This is a genomic window from Micromonospora sp. NPDC023633, assembly GCF_040640035.1.
Taxonomy (GTDB): Bacteria; Actinomycetota; Actinomycetes; order Mycobacteriales; family Micromonosporaceae; genus Micromonospora.
On record NZ_JBFABB010000038.1, the window covers coordinates 16,225 to 34,024 of the forward strand.

The following is a 17,800-nucleotide window of genomic DNA, read 5'->3' on the forward strand; positions in this document are numbered from 1 at the left end:
CTGCTGGTCGTGGAGACGACGGCGCGGGGCGGGGAGACGGCGCAGACGCTGGACCGGGGGCTGCGACTGCTGCACCTGGTGGCCGACGCGCCGGGCGGGCTGACCGTGACCGAGGCGGCGAACCGGCTGGGCGTCGGCCGCGCGGCGGTGTATCGGCTGGTCGGCGCGCTCGCCGCGCACGGCATGCTGCGCCGCGACGGCGACGGCCGACTGCGCCTCGGCGCCGGGGTGCTGCACCTGGCGCGGCGGGCCCAGCCGCTGCTCGCCGAGGGGGCGCTGCCCGCGCTGCGCCGCCTCGCGGAGCAGGCCGGCGCGACCGCCCACCTGACGGTGGTCGAGGGCGGCGAGGGGGTCGCGCTCGCCGTGGTCGAGCCGAGCTGGACGTCGTTCCACGTCGCGTACCGGACGGGGGCGCGGCACCCGCTGGAGCGCGGTGCGGCCGGGCGGGCCATCCTCGCCGGCCGGGCGGGCGCCGCCGGCCCGGTGAGCACCGCCGGGGAACTTCAGCCCGGGGCGTACGGGGTGGCCGCCCCGGTGCTCGGCGTGCCGGGCCTGGAGGCGAGCGTCGGGGTGGTGGCGCTGGCCCCGCTGGACGCCGAGGTGGTCGGCGCGCAGGTCCTCGCCGCCGCCACCACCATCGCCGCCGCCCTCTCCTGAGCCGCGACCTTCCTTACCCGAGTCACCGCCCTTCCCGGGCCGTCGCCCGCCCAGGTCCGGGGCGGTCCCCTACCACATCAGGCGGCCGCCGGGCCGGTTGTCCACAGTCGGCGCTGCGCGGGGCGGCCCCGGTTGTCCACAGGGGTGCCGGGCGGGGCCGGACGGCGGGCACGCTGCCCACATGCCACCTCCACCGCACCGGCCCGCCGTCCTGGCCTGGCAGGTCTTCCGCGGCTCCGACGCGATCCGACAGGGGCTGGTCACCGAGCACCAGCTGCGCAGCTCGGCCTGGCTGCGACTGCGCCACGACGTCTACGCCGACGCCCGGCTGGACCGGGACCACGCCCTGGCCTGCCGGGCCGCCGTCCTGCGGCTGCCGCCCGAGGCGGTCGTCGCCGGCCCCTCGGCGGCCTACCTGCACGGCGTCGAGCACGCCGCCTCCTTCACCGACGACGTGCACGTCCTCGTCCCGAGGGCGATGCGCCTCGGCCCGCAGCGGGGCCTGCGCGTGCACTCGACGGGCCCGGCCACGTCGCCGTCGTACGCGCCCGTGCGATCCCGAGGGGCGGGCGACGGTCCGGGCGTGCCGGGCCGCCCGCCCGCCGACCGCCGAAACGTCGCGGTCCGCCCACCCGGCGGGGGCCGGAGGACGGCGGCCCGTCCGTCCGCCACCGGCCGGAGCAGCGCGGTCCTTCCGCCCTCGGGCGGCCTGCTGGTGGCGGAGCTGCGGACCGCCGGCGCGCCGGCCCGCACGGATCCCACTGCGGCGGCGTGGGAGACGGCGGTCTGGTTGGAGCCGCTGCGGGCGGTCGGCATCGTCGACTCGCTGCTCCGGCAGGGGCTGACCAGCCGCGAGGCCCTCGTCGGCGTCGCCGACCGCAACGCCGACCGGCCCGGCGGTCGCCGGGCACGCTGGGTGTTCGAGTTGGCGGATCCGGGCGCCCGGTCGCCGGCGGAGTCCGAGTTGCGGGTGCGGCTGGTGCTGGCCGGGCTGCCGCGCCCCGCCGTCCGGCACCCGGTCCGGGTCGCCTCCGGGCTGGTCCTGCACGCCGACCTGGGGTGGCCGGCGTACCGCGTCGCCGTCGCCCCGGACGGGCGGCACGCCGGGGCCGGTGGCGGGCACCTCGACCGGATCGCCCAGCTGGTCGGTGCCGGCTGGCTCGTGCTGCCCGTCACCGGCAGGCGACTGCGCCACGACTTCCCGGGCGTCCTGCGCGAGGTGCGCGCCGCGCTCGGCGCCCGGGGCTGGCGCCCGTGACCGACGTTCCCCCCACCGTGCGCCCGATCGGCCGCCCGCCGCCGGACATGCGAGGCCCGGCCAGGGTCGGCCAGGCCCCCGTCTTCATCCACAGTCGGGGGCGGCAGGGCGGCCGCCGGCGAGGGCCTGGGCGCTACCATCGGGGCGTTCGCCGCCGGTCTGGTTCAGGTCACGGCAGGGCGGGCTCGGTGGCGCGCGGCTCCGGGCGACCCTCGGCGCGGGGGGCGCGCAGCTCGTCGACGCGCACCAGGGCGACCCCGGCGACGATCAGGGCGCCGCCGAACAGTTGCACCACGGTGGGCAGCTCACCCAGCACCAGCCAGGCGATCAGGACGGCGAACATCACCTCGGTCAACCCGACGAACGACGACAGCCGGGCGCCGAGGATCCGGGTGCCGGCGATCCCGGCGAGGTACGCGACGACGGCGGCGACCAGCGACAGGCCGACCACCGGCACCAGCCAACTGGTCTGCTGCCCGGCGAAGGTGACCTCGCCGAAGGCCGCGCGCAGCGGCAACGCGCCGACCGACCCGAGCAGCAGCAGGACGGCGGCCCCGACGGCCATGCCGCCGCTGGCCAGGGCCACCGAGGGCAGCTCCTCGTCGACCCGCCCGGCGAGCACGAAGTAGCCGGCGAGGCCGACGGCCGCCCCGAGCCCCCAGAGCACGCCCACCGGGTCGAGCCGGCCGGCGCCGGTCAGGTCCAGGACGAAGAACAGGCCGGCGAGGGCCGCCACCGAGCCGGCGACGGTCAGCCGGCGGGGACGCTGCCCGTGGACCAGCCACATCCAGCCCACCACCAGGACGATGCCGAGGTACTCCAGCAACAGCGCGACCCCGACCGGCAGGTAGCGGACCGCGTTGAAGAAGCAGACCTGGGCCGTGGCGACCCCGAGCAGCCCGAACACGCCGATCGCGGCGAGGTTGCGGCGCAGCACGTCCCATTTGCCGCGCAGGGAGAGCACGGCCGGGACCGCCACGACCAGCGCGGCGATGCCGACCCGGGCGGCCACGGCCGCTTCGGCCGACCAGCCGGCGTCGATGAGGGACCGGGCGAACGTGCCCGACGTGGCGAAGGTGACGGCGGAGAGGAGGGCGAGGCCGAGGCCGAGGCCGGCGGCGGGTGGTTGACGCATCGATCCACTCCCACTGTCATGAGTAAACTGCCACTACGCTCGTGACGCTATGCGGGCACCCCGACAGGAGTCAAGTTGCTTTTCACCCATGACACGGAATGCTCCCTGACTGCCATGGCCGCCCTGGTCAACACAGCCGGCCGCGACGGTGAGGGCCTGCCCGACGTCGCCGCCCTGGACGCGTTCTTCGTCGCCCACACCTACAGCGGGCGGCACGAGCACACCGAGGACGAACTGCGGGCGGTGCGCGACCTCCGGCCCCGGCTGCGCCGTGTCTGGTACGCCGACACCGAGGGGATCGTCTCCATCGTCAACGGGCTGCTCCGCGAGAACGACGCGCTGCCGCAGCTCATCACGCACGACGACGAGCCGTACCACATCCACGCCGTGCCGCGCGACGCGCCGCTGGCGACCCGGATGGCCGTCGAGGCCGCAATGGCGCTGGCGGATCTCGTACGCACCGGGGAGCTGCGCCGGCTGCGGATCTGCGACCACCCGGACTGCGAGAACGTGCTCGTCGACCTGTCGAAGAACCGGTCCCGACGGTTCTGCGACGCGGGCTGCGGCAACCGCGCCGCCGTCACCGCCTACCGCGCCCGCAAGGCCGCCGGCGGGCGCTGAACCGAAGGTGGGGAATCGTCAGCGACACGGCCCGTCCCGGGACCGGCTGCCCCCGGCCTTTGAGCTGATGTCGCAGACGACTCACGCTAGACCGACAACAGGCACCGAAGGCGAGAGCACACCGGACGACACCACGCGTCGGCGACGCGAGGGCCGTGATGTCGTAGACGATTCAGCTCCGAAGGCTCGCGGCAGCATCGCCTCGACCAGCCCCGCCGGCATCGCCTCCCGGAACGCCGCCGAGATGCCGAGCCCCACCGGGCCGGACCAGCCGGCGGCACCGGCACGGCTCAGGGGTGGGTCATCCGGAGCAGGTCGAGCGCCTCGTCGAGCTGGGTCTCGGTCAGCTTGCCCGAGTCGACGTGCCCCCGGGCGATGACCACCTCGCGGATGGAGATCTGCTTGGCCAGCGCCTCCTTGGCGATCGAGGCGGCCTCGTCGTACCCGAGGTGACGGTTGAGCGGGGTGACGATCGACGGCGAGCCCTCCGCGTACGCCAGGCAGACCTCGGCGTCCGCGACCAGGCCGACCACCAGCCGGTCGGCGAAGAGCCGGCTCGACGCGGCGAGCAGACGGACCGACTCCAGCAGGTTGCGGCCCATCACGGGAAGCATGACGTTCAGCTCGAAGTCGCCCTGGGAGCCGGCGAACCCGACGGCGGAGTCGTTGCCGATGACCTGGGCGCAGACCTGCCGCATCGCCTCGGCGACGACCGGGTTGACCTTGCCCGGCATGATCGACGAGCCGGGCTGGAGGTCGGGGATGCGCAGCTCGCGCAGCCCGGCGCGGGGGCCCGAACCCATCCAGCGGATGTCGTTGGCGATCTTGTAGAGGCCGACGGCGATCGTGCGCAGCTGCCCGGAGGTCTCCACCAGCGCGTCCCGGGCGCCCTGCGCCTCGAAGTGGTTGCGCGCCTCGGTCAGCGGCAGCCCGGTCGAGCCGCGCAGCTTCTCGATGACCTTCGCGGCGAAGCCGAGCGGGGTGTTGATGCCGGTGCCCACCGCCGTGCCGCCCAGCGGCAGCTCGGCCAGCCGGGGCAGCGCCCCCTCCAGCCGCTCGATGCCGTAGCGGATCTGGGCGGCGTACCCGCCGAACTCCTGCCCGAGGGTCACCGGCGTGGCGTCCATCAGGTGGGTGCGCCCGGCCTTGACCACGGTCTCGAACTCCGCCGCCTTGCCCTCCAGCGCCTCCGCCAGGTGGGCCAGCGCGGGCAGCAGGTCCCGCGCGACGGCCTCGGTGGCGGCCAGGTGGATCGAGGACGGGAAGACGTCGTTGCTGGACTGCGAGGCGTTCACGTCGTCGTTCGGGTGCACGTCGCGGCCCAGCTCCCGGCTGGCGAGCGTGGCGATGACCTCGTTGGTGTTCATGTTCGACGACGTGCCGGAGCCGGTCTGGAACACGTCGATCGGGAACTGGTCGTCGTAGCCGCCGTCGGCCACGTGCGCCGCGGCGGCGGCGATCGCCGCGGCCACGTTCGCGTCGATCACGCCCAGCTCGCCGTTGACCTCGGCCGCCGCCCCCTTGATCTGGGCCAGCGCCCGGATCTGGGCCGGCTCGATCCCCCGGCCTGAGATCGGGAAGTTCTGCACCGCGCGCTGGGTCTGCGCGCGCCACAGCGCCTCGGCGGGCACCTCCACCTCGCCCATCGAGTCGCGTTCGATCCGGTAGCCCGTCGCCTCTGGAGTCGTCACGCGTACCATCCTGCCGCGCCGCGCGCCGACGTGCAGATGATCGCGGCGAGCCGGGCCGGCGCCGGCGGTCACGGCGCCCCGGACGAAAGCCGACAGCGTTCCGAGAGCGGATCGACAGTCCTCACACCGACACTCGTGACCGGGTCGCCGCCGACGGCGACCGAACGGGGGCGGTGCGCCCGCCGACTCCTCAGGTCGGGCGCACCGACGTCACTCGAAAAGCCGAGCGCCTTCCGCGGACGACGTCGTCGAGTACGTCTACAGCTTCGACTACGGCGACCCGCAGACCGTTGCGGCCGGCGGGGTCGTCACGGACGCGCAGTACTACTCGTTCCGGGTCGACCCGCAGAGCCCACTGGTCACCTCCGACGTCTTCAGCTACCAGGGCGGCGCGTGGTCGGCCAGACCGGCGACTTCGTGTTCACCGCTCAACTGCCGGGAACCACCACGTTCCTGTACTCCTTCGACGGCGGGCCGGAACAGTCCGTCGCGGCCGGGCCCGACGGCACGGCCCGGGTCAGCTGGACGGCGGATTCGGCGTACGGCCACCACCTGACCGTACGGAGCCGGACGGCGGCCGGGGTCGTGTCCGGTGAGACGTACTACAACATCTGGATCGACTGGAACTGACGGGCAGGAGCCCTGAGGGGCGCCGGGCTTGCTCCCCGGCGCCCCTTCGCGTACCCGGCCCGGACCGACCGGGCGCGCCCGGGTCGGTCGAAAGTCCGGTGCGTCCCACGTGGTCATGAATCTAAGATCGTGGAAGTATTCGCACTCCATCGGGGGTCTTCCATCTTGCACGGACAACGGGGTTCCACCGGCGTGCCCGCCGTACGCCGTCGGCGCGTTCCGCGCCGACTTCTGGCCACCGGCCTCACCGCCCTGCTCACCGCCACCAGCGCCCTGGTCGTGACCGCCACGCCGGCATCCGCCGGGACGAGCCGGTTCATCCTGCCGACCAGCGGCAGTTGGACGGACGCCCGTCAGCCGTCGACCGCTTTCCCGGAGACCGACGGCACCGTGCCGGTCGGCACCTGGGAGTCCGGCGACGACAGGCACATCTCGCGGGCCTACTTCACCTACAACCTCTCTCCGTTCCAGGGCAAGCACATCATTCGTGCCCTCGGTCTCAGCGAGGAGACGGCGGTCAACGACTGCTCGAAGCCACGCGAAATCGAGCTGTGGCGGACCGACGTACCGACCAGCGCACCGACCTGGGAGACGTCACCCGCGGTTCGAGAGAAGATCGCCGACATCGCGCCGACCGCTCCTTGCCGGGGGCAGCTGGAAGTGCCGCTCACCGAGGCGGTACGGCAGGCGGTCGAGGCCGGACAGACCTCGATCACCTTCATGACACGGATCGCCGGAGATCACGAGGAGAAGCTGCCCTACGGCCGCTGGATCAGGGAACTCGGCATCTCCATCGAGGCGAACACGCCGCCGGACGTACCGACCGACCTGGGAGTCAACGGGCTCCCCTGCGCCGACGAGCTGCACATCGGCACGACCACGCCGTACCTGGCGGCGAAGGTCACCGACGCGGACGCGGCACCGTCGAACGCCGAGCCGGTGACCGCCACCTTCGCCTGGTGGCCGGTGACCGACCCGACCAGGCGGACCGAGTCGACATCCCCGGCCAAGGCCGCCGGGTCGTCTTTCTCGTACAACGTTGCGGCCGGCCAGATGGTCGACGGGACGTACGCCTTCGCCGTCCGGGCCACCGACAGGACGGGCGACACCTCCGCCTGGTCGGCGGAGTGCCGGTTCACCGTCGACAGCACCAGCCCCGCCCAGCCGACGGTCAGCTCCACGGACTACCCGGCCGACGACGGCTGGTACGGCGGTCCCGGCATCCCGGGCCAGTTCACCTTCTCCGCCGGCGGCGACACCGACACGGTCAAGTTCCGGTACGTCCTGGCCGGGCAGCCGACGATTGAGGTGCCCGTGGACGCGCCGGGCGGCTCGGCGACCGTCACCATCACGCCGGACCGGGACGGGCCGAGGACGCTCACCGTCGAGGCGGTGGACCGCGCGGGCAACCGCTCCCCGGCCACGAGCTACGTGTTCCGGGTGCGCACCACCAGCCCGACGATCACCGACGGCAACCCGACGGCCGGGTACGGCCAGCCGCGCACCCTGACCTTCTCGCCCCGGATGGAGAACGTCGTCGAGTACACCTACCGGCTCAACGACGGGCCGGAGCAGACCGTCGCCGCGGTCGCCGACGGCACGGCCACGGTCACGATCACGCCGACCAGGCCGGGCTACAACGACGTGTACGTCCGCAGCCGGACGGCCGGTGACCTGCCCTCCGGCGAGGGCACCTACCGGTTCTACCTGGCGACCAAGCCCACGGTCAGCTCCGTCGAGTACCCGATCAACAAGTTCCAGGGGGCGGTCGCCGGCACGCCGGGGACGTTCGTCCTCCAGGCCGGCATGCCCGGCGTGGCGGAGTTCGTCTACTCCTTCGACGGCCAGCCGGCCCAGACGGTCGCGGCGGGCGCCGACGGGTCGGCGTCGGTGGGCTACACCCCGACGACCGCCGGGATCCACCGGATCACCGTCCACACGCGGACCGGCGACGGGATCGTGTCGGAGACCTTCAGCGGCACGTTCTACGCCAGCCGGGCCAGCTGACCCACGCGAACGACGAGGGGCGCCGGGCGACTGCCCGGCGCCCCTTCGCGTACGTCGGGGTCAGCGGCGGCCGACCGTCAGCACCGGCTTGGTCACCTCGGCGAAGAAGTCGTTGCCCTTGTCGTCGACCACGATGAAGGCCGGGAAGTCCTCCACCTCGATCTTCCAGACCGCCTCCATGCCCAGCTCCGGGTATTCCAGGACCTCGACGTGCTTGATGCAGTCCTGCGCGAGCCGGGCCGCCGGACCGCCGATCGAGCCCAGGTAGAAGCCGCCGTGCTGCTGGCAGGAGCGGGTGACCTGGGCGGACCGGTTGCCCTTGGCGAGCATGACCTGCGAGCCGCCCGCGGCCTGGAACTTCTCCACGTACGCGTCCATCCGGCCGGCGGTGGTCGGGCCGAAGGAGCCGGACGCGTAGCCCTCCGGGGTCTTGGCCGGGCCGGCGTAGTAGACCGCGTGGTCGCGCAGGTACTGCGGCATCGGCTCGCCGGCGTCCAGCCGCTCCGCGATCTTGGCGTGCGCGATGTCGCGGGCCACGACGAGCGGGCCGGTCAGCGACAGCCGGGTCTTCACCGGGTACTTCGACAGCTCGGCGCGGATCTCGTCCATCGGGCGGTTGAGGTCGACCTTGACGACCGTCTCGGCGTCGAGCGTCTCGTCGGTGACGTCCGGCAGGAAGCGCGCCGGGTCGGTCTCGAGCCGCTCCAGCCACACGCCCGACGGGGTGATCTTGGCGACCGCCTGCCGGTCGGCCGAGCAGGAGACGGCGATCGCCACCGGGCAGGAGGCGCCGTGCCGGGGCAGCCGGACCACCCGCACGTCGTGGCAGAAGTAGCGCCCGCCGAACTGCGCGCCGATGCCGAAGTTGCGGGTCAGCTCCAACACCTCCGCCTCCAGCTCCAGGTCCCGGAAGCCGTGCGCGGTCATCGCGCCGGCGGTGGGCAGCGCGTCGAGGTACTTGGCGCTGGCGTACTTGGCGGTCTTCAGCGCGTACTCGGCGGAGGTGCCGCCGATGACGATGGCGAGGTGGTAGGGCGGGCAGGCGGCGGTGCCGATCAGCCGCAGCTTCTCCTCCAGGAACTGCATCATCCGCGTGGGATTCAGCAGCGCCTTGGTCTCCTGGTAGAGGTACGACTTGTTGGCCGAGCCGCCGCCCTTGGCCATGAAGAGGAACTTGTACGCGTCGGGCTGCCCGTCCGGGTCCTCCGCGTAGAGCTCGACCTGGGCCGGCAGGTTGCTGCCGGTGTTGCGCTCCTCCCACATGGTCAGCGGGGCGAGCTGCGAGTAGCGCAGGTTGAGCCGGGTGTATGCCTGGTAGACGCCGCGCGAGACGGCCTCGGCGTCGCTGCCGTCGGTGAGCACGTGCCGGCCGCGCTTGCCCATCACGATCGCGGTGCCGGTGTCCTGGCACATCGGCAGCACGCCGCCGGCCGCGATGTTGGCGTTGCGCAGCAGGTCGAGCGCGACGAACCGGTCGTTCGGCGAGGCCGCCGGATCGTCGATGATCGACCGCAGCTGGGCCAGGTGCGCGGGGCGCAGGTAGTGCGCGATGTCGTGCATCGCCTCGGCGGTCAGCGCGGTGAGCGCGGTCGGCTCCACGGTGAGGAACCGGCGGCCCCCCGGCCCGTTGACGACGTCGACGCCCTCGTCGGTGACCAGGCGGTATTCCGTCTGGTCGGGACCGGTCGGCAGCAAGGGAGCGTACGAGAACGCGGCGGCACTGCTCATGAGCGGAAAGCCTAGGGCAGAAGGGTCGATCAGTCCCACCCGCCGGGTGGGTCCTGGGACGACGCTCTCACCCGGGGCAGAGCTCCCGCTTCGGGCCACAGCTGTCCTCGGGCCCGGGGACCCCCGCCGAGCCGCCGGGACCGGGTACGCCGCCGTCACGCGGCGGGGCGGGGGCGCCCGGCGCGCCGCCGAAGCGGACGTAGCCGATCTCCCGCCCCTCGCCGATGATCATCCCCCGCGGGCCGACCGCGAGGGCGTTCGCGGAGGTCCGCAGGCTCGCCAGCTCCCGCCCGGTACGCGGGTCCAGCGCCACCAGCCGGGACGGCTTCTCGTCGGCGATCACGGCCGCGTACGGGGTGAGCGCGGCGCCGGCCTTCGCCCCGGTGGGACGGGTCCACCGGACGCGCCCGCCGCCCAGCTCCCGGCCGATGACCGCACGCCTGTCGGCCGGTCGGACCAGGGCGTACCGGTCGTCGACCGCGAGCAGCCGTTCCCCGGCGGCGGTGACCAGCAGCAGCCGCCCGTCGTAGCCGTCGAGGACCGCCTCGCGGGCGTCCGGGGCCACCCCGATCAGCACGTTGCGCGCGCCGTGCGGGTCCTCCCGCTGTGCGCAGCCGGCGTTGTCGGCGGTGCGCAGGTTGATCCCGGCCCGCCGCCACGTCTCCTGGCCGGTCGCCGGGTCCCGGCCGGAGATGGCGAAGTAGCAGGTGCCGTCCTGGGAGCGGGCGGTGACCCGCAGCAGCCGGCCGCCGACCACCGACAGCCGCTCGTCCCGGCCGGGCTCGACGTCCTGGAGCACCCGCCCGGTGGCGGTGTCGAGGACGTGCACCCGGCCGTCGATGGGGAAGCCGAGCAGCGGCGGTACGGGCTCCGGGCCCGCCACCTCCTCGTCGATCCGGACGGCGTCGAGCCGGCGGGTGCCGAGCAGCCCGGGGTTGTCGCCGAGCAGCCCGCTGCGCACCCCCGGCACGAAGGCCGTCCAGAGCGGGTCGGTGCCGCGCGGGTCCCAGGCGCTCACCGTGCAGTCGGTGGCGTCGACGCAGCGGGCGTCGAGCAGCATGTTGCGGTACGTCCAGACGGCCACCGCGTCGCCGTTGCGCCGCCGCGTGGCGCCGGTCGTCGGGTCGAGCACCTCGTACCCCTTGACCAGCAGCTTGCCCACGACGACGACCGGGTCCCCGTCGCCGCCGGCCACCGCGGACCAGTCGGCCTTGCGCTCCCACAGCTGGGCGCCGGTGGCCAGGCTGCGCGCCTCCACGCGGGTGCGCTGCTCGACCACCACGGTGTCGCCGGCGATGGTCACGCTGCGCGGGGTGCCGCCGACGCGCTGCTGCCAGACCACGTCCGGCTCCGAGATCGGCTCGCTGCGGTCGACCCAGTCCCACACCCCGGGGAACGGGTTCCACACCCCGGTCGCGGCGAGCGCGACGACCACGGCGAGCGCGAGCAGCAGCCCGCCACGCCACCCCCCGAGGCCGCCCGCCTTCGCCACACGCACACGGTAGCGACGACCGCCGCGCCGCCGCCCTCCCGCGCGCCCGTGTCGCCGCCCTTTCTGGGGCGCCCGATGGCGTACGGAAGAACGCGCGCGAAGGGCCCAATCCTCACCGCTGGGCGGCGGAGCGGACCAGGGGGAGGGTGCGGTAGGGGATCTGTTCGGCCAGGGCGATGATCGTCGAGGCGCGGCGGATGCCCTCGTACGAGACGATCTGGTCGATCACCCGCTGGAGGTCGGTGTTCGAGCGGGCCACGATCCGGCAGAGCAGGTCGCTGGAGCCGGTGATGGTGTGCGCCTCCAGCACCTCCGGGATCGCGGCCAGGTGCGCGGCGACCAGGTCGTGCCCGTGCCGCTGGCTGATCTCCAGGGTGACGAAGCTGGTCACCCCGAACCCGATCGCCGCCGGGGAGATCTCCGGCCCGAAGCCTGAGACGACGCCCCGCTCGACGAGCTTGTCCAGCCGGGCCTGCACGGTGCCCCGGGCGACCCCGAGGCGCCGGGAGCACTCCAGCACCCCGATCCGCGGTTCCTCCGCGAGCAGTTCGATCAATCGCGCGTCGAGGGCGTCGAGCTGTACACGTTGACCAGCAGTCATGCCGTTGCACCCTACTGAATGCGCAACCTGACCAGGCGCTGGCCCGACAGTTGCCCAGTGCGGCACCTCACCGCGATCCTCGCCACAGGAACACCGGCACACGACCGACGGCGGCGGCCACGAGGCCGACCGGAACACGAGGGAGACCGCGATGACCCAGGCGATCGACCGACCCCAGGCGACCGACGACGTCGACGTCGACGTGCTCGTCGGCGCAGTCGACCACGACATCAGCCGCGACCCGTTCCCGGTCAAGGGCCTCGACCACGTGCACTTCCTGGTGGGCAACGCCAAGCAGGCCGCGCACTACTACTCCACCGCGTTCGGCATGACCTGCGTGGCGTACCGGGGCCCGGAGCAGGGCTACCGGGACCACGCCCAGTACGTGCTGACCAGCGGCTCGGCCCGGTTCGTGCTGACCGGCGCGGTCCGCCCGGACGCCGAGGGCGCCGAGCACGTCGCGAAGCACAGCGACGGTGTCTCCGACATCGCGCTGGAGGTGCCGGACGTCGACGCCGCGTACGCGCACGCGACCGCGCAGGGCGCCACCGGCCTGCTGGAGCCGCACGACGTCAGCGACGAGCACGGCACCGTCCGGCTCGCCGCCATCGCGGCGTACGGCGACACCCGGCACACCCTGGTCGACCGGTCCCGCTACACGGGCCCGTTCCTGCCCGGGTTCGTGGCCCGCAAGCCGATCGTGGACCGGCAGCCGATGATCGACGCCGGCCTCCAGCCGAAGCGCTTCTTCCAGGCCGTCGACCACGTGGTCGGCAACGTCGAGCTCGGCCGGATGGACGAGTGGGTCGACTTCTACAAGCGCGTCATGGGCTTCTCGAACATGGCCGAGTTCATCGGCGACGACATCGCCACCGACTACTCGGCGCTGATGAGCAAGGTCGTCGCGAACGGCACCCGCAAGGTGAAGTTCCCGCTCAACGAGCCGGCGATCGCCCGCAAGAAGTCGCAGATCGACGAGTACCTGGAGTTCTACCAGGGCCCGGGCGCGCAGCACATCGCCGTGGCCACCAACGACATCCTGGCCAGCGTCGACGCGATGCGCGCCGCGGGCGTCGACTTCCTGGACACCCCGGACTCGTACTACGACGACCCGGAGCTGCGCGCCCGGATCGGCCAGGTCCGGGTGCCGATCGAGGAGCTGAAGGCCCGCAAGATCCTGGTGGACCGGGACGAGGACGGCTACCTGCTCCAGATCTTCACCAAGCCGGTGCAGGACCGCCCGACGGTCTTCTTCGAGCTGATCGAGCGGCACGGCTCGCTCGGCTTCGGCAAGGGCAACTTCAAGGCGCTCTTCGAGGCCATCGAGCGGGAGCAGGAGAAGCGCGGCAACCTGTAACACTGACGGCGTGACGCAGCCTCCGACGTACCCGACGCCGCCGGCCGGTGGGCCCCCGCCCGCCGCCGGCGGCTTCGCGCCGCCATCCGGTCCCGCCAGCCAGGGGTACGCGGTGCCGCCGCAGTACGGCCCGCCCGGCCAGCTCCCGCCGCCGGGCTGGACCCCGCCGCCGCCCGGCTGGGCCCCACCGCCGCCGGGCTGGGCCGGGCCGCCCCACCCGCCCCCGGCGCTGGCGCCGGGCGGTCAGCCGCTCGCCAGCTTCGGTGACCGGCTGCTCGCCGCGCTGATCGACGGCGCGTTGAGCGCGCTGGTGGTGATGGTTCTCCTCCTGCCGCCGTTCGTGTTCCTGTTCTGGAACATGACGACCGAGCTGGCCCGGACCAACCCGGACGGCACGGTCGGCCCGCGTCCCGACGTGTTCCTGAACGAATTCGTGCTGCCGCTGATCCTGCTCGAACTGGGACTGATCGTGGTGATGCTCGGGATCTACTGGCTCTACCACGTGGAGTACATGAAGCGCACCGGGCAGACGTTCGGCAAGCGGGTGATGAAGCTGCGGGTCGTGCCGCTCGACCCGGCCGCCACGCTGGACCGGCGGATGGCCGGCAGGCGGTACGCCGTGCAGTACCTGGCCGCCGCTTTCCTGCCCGGCCTCAGCTACCTCGACGGCCTCTGGCAGCTGTGGGACAAGCCCTGGCAGCAGTGCCTCCACGACAAGTTCGCCGGCACCGTCGTCGTTAAGGTGTCTGCGTGAGCGAGCGCAGCGAGGCCAGGCCATGAGCGTCGAACCGGGGTGGTACGTCGACCCGGCCGATCCGGACACCCGGCGCTACTGGGACGGCGGGGGCTGGATCGGCGCGCCGATCCCCGTCGACGCCACCCCGCCCGAGGGCCCGCCGCCGGCCGAGCCGCCACCCGCGCCCGCCCCGACGTCGCCCGTGGCCCCGGTTCCCGCGCCGGGCGTCCCCGCGGACGGGCCACCCCTGCCGGGCCAGCCGCACCCGGGCCAATCCTATCCCTGGCCGCCGCCGCAGGGGCACGGCCACCCGCACGGCCACCCGCAGGGCCCCCCGCCCGGCTGGCCGCCCGGTGGCGGTCCGCCGCCCGGCTGGCCGCCCGGGGGTTGGCCCGGCCGGCCGCCCGAGCCCCGCCCGCACGGGCTCCCGCTGGCCGGGTTCGGCGCCCGGCTGGTCGCCCGGCTGATCGACTTCGCAATCGTCTTCGCGCTGAACGCCGTGGTGAACGGCTGGTTCGTCTGGCGGCTGGTCGAGGAGGTCACGCCGTACTGGCGGGAGGTGTTCCGGCGGGCGATGGCCGGCGACAGCTCCACCGACGGCCTGCCGCAGCCCAGCGAACAGGCCGGCGGCCTCCAGGTCGTCATCCTGCTGATCGCCACCGCGCTCTGGCTCGCGTACGAGGTGCCGACGATGGCCTCGGGCGGGCAGACCTTCGGCAAGCGGCTGGTGGGCGTCAAGGTGGTGCCGATGAGCGCGAACGAGCCGCTCGGCTTCGGCCGGGCGCTGCGCCGGTGGAACACCCTCGGCCTGCCCACCCTGCTCTGGTACTGCTGCGGCCTCGGCCTGCTGCTCCAGCTCGTCGACGCGCTCTCGCCGCTCTTCGACCACCCGCTGCGGCAGGCGTTGCACGACAAGCGGGCGCAGACCGTCGTGGTCCAGCTCCCCCGCGGCAACCGCACCACCAACGGCGCACGCACCACCCCGGACGAGCGCGCCGCCCCGAACGACCGCACCCCCGACGACCGCACCGACCCCTCGGGAGACACTCCATGACCGACCCCGGACGTCACCAGCCGGCGCTGCGGCTGACCCGTGCAGACCTGGACGCGCTGCCCAACTACGTGCCCGGGCGCAGCCCGGCAGACCTGGCCCGCGAGCTCGGCCTGCCCGAGGCGATCAAGCTGGCCAGCAACGAGGTGCCGTACGGGCCGCTGCCCGGCGTGGTGGAGGCCGTCGCCTCCGCCGCCGCCGGGGTGCACCGCTACCCCGACATGGGCGTGCTCGCGCTGCGCGAGGCGCTGGCCGAACGGTACGGCGTGGACGTGGACCGGATCGCCACCGGCTGCGGGTCGGTGGCGCTGGCCGAGCACCTCGTCCGGGCCACCTGCCTGCCCGGTGACGAGTTCCTCTACGCGTGGCGCTCCTTCGAGGCGTACCCGATCATCGCGGCGACCAGCGGCGCGACCAGCGTGCGGGTGCCCAACGACGCCGGGCACGGGCACGACCTGGCGGCGATGGCGGCGGCGGTGACCGACCGGACCCGGCTGATCGTGGTCTGCAACCCGAACAACCCCACCGGCACGACCGTGCGCCGGGCGGAGCTGGACCGGTTCCTCGACGCGGTCGGCGAGGACGTGCTGGTCGTGATCGACGAGGCGTACCGCGAGTTCGTCACCGACCCGGAGGTGCCGGACGGCCTCACCTACCTCGACCGGCCGAACGTGGTCGTGCTGCGGACGCTCTCCAAGGCCTGGGGCCTGGCCGGCCTGCGGATCGGTTTCCTGGTCGGCCAGCCGGCGGTGGCGGCGGCCGTGCGCAAGGTCGTGACGCCGTTCTCCAGCAACATGGCCGCGCAGGCGGGGGCGCTCGCCGCGCTGGCCCAGGAGGACGAGATGCGGCGGCGGTGCGCCCTCGTGGTGGCCGAGCGCGACCGCGTGACGGAGGCGCTGCGCAAGCTGGTCCCGGACGTGCCGGACAGCCAGGCCAACTTCGTCTGGCTGCCGCTGGGCGACCGGGGCGTGGACTTCGGCAAGGCGTGCGAGGCGCGGGGCGTCATCGTCCGGCCGTTCGCCGGCGACGGGGTCCGGGTCACCATCGGCACCCCCGCCGAGAACGACGCCTTCCTGGCGGCGGCGGAGGCCGCGCTGGCCTGAGGCGGGTGCCGGTCCGGTCCGCCATCCCCTCGCGGACCGGACCGGACGTCTCAGGCGGCCGCCACCGGCTGCCGCACCCGGGCCCGACGTCGGTACGCGTGGACCGCGAACAGCACCAGGACCAGCCCCGAGGTGGCCAGCCCCCCGGTGAGCACCTCGTCGGAGCGGTCGGCGGTGGTGGCCGCGACCGGGAGCGGCCCGAAGCTGACCCTGCCGGTGGCGGAGCGCTTCGTCCAACCGCTGGCCAGGTCGAGCTTCGCCGCCCAGGGTCCGTCCGGCAGCCGACGGTCCAGGGCGACCCGGGCGGTGGTCGTGCCGCCCAGCGCGAGAGTGCCCGCCTCCACCTTCACCGGCCCGACCGAGAGCCCGCCGGGGCCCTCGGCGAGCCGCAGCTCGCCGGCCAGGTCGAGCGCCCGCCTGCCGGTGTTGCGCACCTCCGCGGTGAGGACGGGCGTGCCGTCCTTCTCCCGCCCGCCGGTCAGCGGGCCGATCTCGAAGCCGGAGGGCGGCTCGCCGCCCGGCCCGACGGAGAGGTAGACCCGAACGCCGACCCGGCCGACGTTGCGAATGGTCTGCCCCTCGGCACCGGCGACCTCGGCCCACACGACCGCGTACCGCTCGGCGGCCTCGGCGTCGCGCGGCACCTCGATGGTCACCAGGACCTCGGTCTCCTCGCCCGGTTCCAGGTCCAGTTCCGGGCGGTTGACCGTGATCCAGCTGCTCAGCTCGTTCTCGGTGCGGTCGGGCGCGAGGACGAACCCCGCGCCGGTGACGTCGGCGGCGGCGGCGTAGACCGCTACCGGGCGGCGGTCCTCGGACAGGTTCTTGACCATGATCCGGCGCTCGATCGTCGTGCCGGGGCGTAGGTGGTCGACGATGTACTTGTGCGCCCGGCTGTCGTCCCGGCGGTTCACCGGCGCGTCGAGCAGCCTGATCCCGACGGCGGACGCCGGCCCGACCGGGCTCGGGCTGGGCGACGGTTTGCGTGGGCCGTCCCGGCCGGGCCGCTTGGCCGCCGGCTGGTCGGCGTCGGGCAGGTCCGGTGCCTGCGCCATCGAACCGGAGCGGACCGGCGGCCCCGACCCGTGCGGTGCGGCCGACGCCGGTGCCCCGACCGTGACCAGGAGGGTCAGGGCCAGGGCGACGACGCGGGCCGGGTCATGCCACCGAATGGGTCACCGTCGCACTGTAGGTGCCGCTCACCGCCGTTGCCGGAACGTCGACGCGGATGGTCGGGTTCCAGGTGGCCGAGTTGTTGCCGCTGCCGGAGGTCTTGGAGAAGGCGGTCCGGGGAGTGGAGAGGGTGACGGCGTCCGCCTCGGTCGGCTGCCCGGGCACGAACGTGCCCGGGCCGGTGGTGGCGGTCGCGGGTCCCGACCAGTACTCGACCAGGTTGGGCGTGATGGTCTCCTCCGGGCTGCCGGCGCCGCTGACGAACTCCGTGACGCTGACGGTGGCGACCCAGGTGGCGTTGAGCGCCGCGCGCTGGTCGACGACCTGCACCGGGCCGATCTGCCCCTCGATGGTGCTGCCGGCGAAGGTGGACCCGAGGTTCACCGCGGGCGGCGCGAAGACGTCCAGGTTCGCGGCTCCCACCGTGAAGGTGACGATGGTGTCGTCGGTGGGTGCGGCCGTGGCGGGCGAGGCCAGGACCACCACGGCGGCCGCGGCAGCGGTCAGGGCAACAAGTGGCTTCCTCATGGGGTCCACACTAAGGCAGAAGTCGGACATTA

General features: G+C 73.8%; 16 protein-coding genes. 9 read left to right on the forward strand and 7 right to left on the reverse strand.

Annotated elements, in window-relative coordinates; translation table 11 throughout:
• Positions 1 to 9 precede the first annotated feature (9 nt).
• Both AB0G13_RS14295 and AB0G13_RS14300 read left to right on the forward strand, forming a co-directional pair.
• Positions 10 to 657, forward strand: a complete 648-nt coding sequence (locus tag AB0G13_RS14295; protein WP_357873683.1) for a helix-turn-helix domain-containing protein — start codon at positions 10 to 12, stop codon at positions 655 to 657.
• A gap of 181 nt (positions 658 to 838) precedes the next feature.
• Positions 839 to 1,915, forward strand: coding sequence for a hypothetical protein (locus tag AB0G13_RS14300; protein ID WP_357873686.1), 1,077 nt, complete (start codon positions 839 to 841; stop codon positions 1,913 to 1,915).
• A gap of 169 nt (positions 1,916 to 2,084) precedes the next feature.
• Here the strand turns inward: AB0G13_RS14300 and AB0G13_RS14305 are convergent, their stop codons facing one another.
• Positions 2,085 to 3,050 carry an EamA family transporter gene (locus tag AB0G13_RS14305; RefSeq protein WP_357873689.1) on the reverse strand — a complete coding sequence of 322 codons (966 nt, stop codon included), beginning with the start codon at positions 3,048 to 3,050 and terminating at the stop codon, positions 2,085 to 2,087.
• Between the two features lie 75 nt (positions 3,051 to 3,125).
• Between AB0G13_RS14305 and AB0G13_RS14310 the strand changes: the two genes are divergently transcribed.
• Entirely contained in the window at positions 3,126 to 3,671 is a 546-nt protein-coding gene (locus AB0G13_RS14310) for a CGNR zinc finger domain-containing protein (protein ID WP_357873692.1), read from the forward strand.
• A 290-nt stretch (positions 3,672 to 3,961) separates the two neighbouring features.
• Here AB0G13_RS14310 and AB0G13_RS14315 read toward each other — a convergent pair whose 3' ends face one another.
• A complete protein-coding gene (locus AB0G13_RS14315; RefSeq protein WP_357873695.1) occupies positions 3,962 to 5,371 on the reverse strand; it encodes a class II fumarate hydratase in 1,410 nt (469 codons plus the stop codon).
• A 384-nt stretch (positions 5,372 to 5,755) separates the two neighbouring features.
• Here AB0G13_RS14315 and AB0G13_RS14320 point away from each other — a divergent pair, with 384 nt between their 5' ends.
• On the forward strand, positions 5,756 to 5,992 hold the full coding sequence (locus AB0G13_RS14320) for a hypothetical protein (RefSeq protein WP_357873698.1): 237 nt from the start codon (positions 5,756 to 5,758) through the stop codon (positions 5,990 to 5,992).
• Between the two features lie 192 nt (positions 5,993 to 6,184).
• Positions 6,185 to 7,999, forward strand: coding sequence for a hypothetical protein (locus AB0G13_RS14325; RefSeq protein ID WP_357873701.1), 1,815 nt, complete (start codon positions 6,185 to 6,187; stop codon positions 7,997 to 7,999).
• A gap of 60 nt (positions 8,000 to 8,059) precedes the next feature.
• Here AB0G13_RS14325 and AB0G13_RS14330 read toward each other — a convergent pair whose 3' ends face one another.
• From AB0G13_RS14330 to AB0G13_RS14340, 3 genes are all read right to left on the reverse strand, one after another.
• Positions 8,060 to 9,727 carry a fumarate hydratase gene (locus tag AB0G13_RS14330; protein WP_357873703.1) on the reverse strand — a complete coding sequence of 556 codons (1,668 nt, stop codon included), beginning with the start codon at positions 9,725 to 9,727 and terminating at the stop codon, positions 8,060 to 8,062.
• Between the two features lie 67 nt (positions 9,728 to 9,794).
• Positions 9,795 to 11,219, reverse strand: a complete 1,425-nt coding sequence (locus tag AB0G13_RS14335) for a PQQ-binding-like beta-propeller repeat protein (protein ID WP_357873706.1) — start codon at positions 11,217 to 11,219, stop codon at positions 9,795 to 9,797.
• A gap of 112 nt (positions 11,220 to 11,331) precedes the next feature.
• Positions 11,332 to 11,820 (reverse strand): Lrp/AsnC family transcriptional regulator, encoded by a 489-nt coding sequence (locus tag AB0G13_RS14340; RefSeq protein ID WP_357873709.1) that lies wholly within the window; start codon positions 11,818 to 11,820, stop codon positions 11,332 to 11,334.
• Between the two features lie 151 nt (positions 11,821 to 11,971).
• On the opposite strand from AB0G13_RS14340, the gene hppD reads away from it, so the two are divergent.
• Genes hppD through hisC form a run of 4 tightly spaced genes read left to right on the forward strand, consistent with a single transcriptional unit; the run spans position 11,972 to position 16,067 of the window.
• The gene (gene hppD / locus AB0G13_RS14345; protein ID WP_357873712.1) at positions 11,972 to 13,177 is read left to right on the forward strand and encodes a 4-hydroxyphenylpyruvate dioxygenase; all 1,206 of its coding nucleotides are present in this window, start codon (positions 11,972 to 11,974) and stop codon (positions 13,175 to 13,177) included.
• 10 nt (positions 13,178 to 13,187) lie between these two features.
• Positions 13,188 to 13,931 carry an RDD family protein gene (locus AB0G13_RS14350; protein WP_357873715.1) on the forward strand — a complete coding sequence of 248 codons (744 nt, stop codon included), beginning with the start codon at positions 13,188 to 13,190 and terminating at the stop codon, positions 13,929 to 13,931.
• 22 nt (positions 13,932 to 13,953) lie between these two features.
• On the forward strand, positions 13,954 to 14,967 hold the full coding sequence (locus tag AB0G13_RS14355) for an RDD family protein (RefSeq protein ID WP_357873718.1): 1,014 nt from the start codon (positions 13,954 to 13,956) through the stop codon (positions 14,965 to 14,967).
• Positions 14,964 to 16,067, forward strand: coding sequence for a histidinol-phosphate transaminase (gene hisC, locus AB0G13_RS14360; protein ID WP_357873721.1), 1,104 nt, complete (start codon positions 14,964 to 14,966; stop codon positions 16,065 to 16,067). The genes AB0G13_RS14355 and hisC overlap by 4 nt, the downstream gene beginning before the upstream one ends.
• A 50-nt stretch (positions 16,068 to 16,117) precedes the next feature.
• Here the strand turns inward: hisC and AB0G13_RS14365 are convergent, their stop codons facing one another.
• Positions 16,118 to 17,122 carry a hypothetical protein gene (locus tag AB0G13_RS14365; RefSeq protein WP_357873724.1) on the reverse strand — a complete coding sequence of 335 codons (1,005 nt, stop codon included), beginning with the start codon at positions 17,120 to 17,122 and terminating at the stop codon, positions 16,118 to 16,120.
• Positions 17,123 to 17,225: 103 nt separating this feature from the next.
• Positions 17,226 to 17,768 carry a hypothetical protein gene (locus tag AB0G13_RS14370; protein ID WP_357873727.1) on the reverse strand — a complete coding sequence of 181 codons (543 nt, stop codon included), beginning with the start codon at positions 17,766 to 17,768 and terminating at the stop codon, positions 17,226 to 17,228.
• Positions 17,769 to 17,800 lie beyond the last annotated feature (32 nt).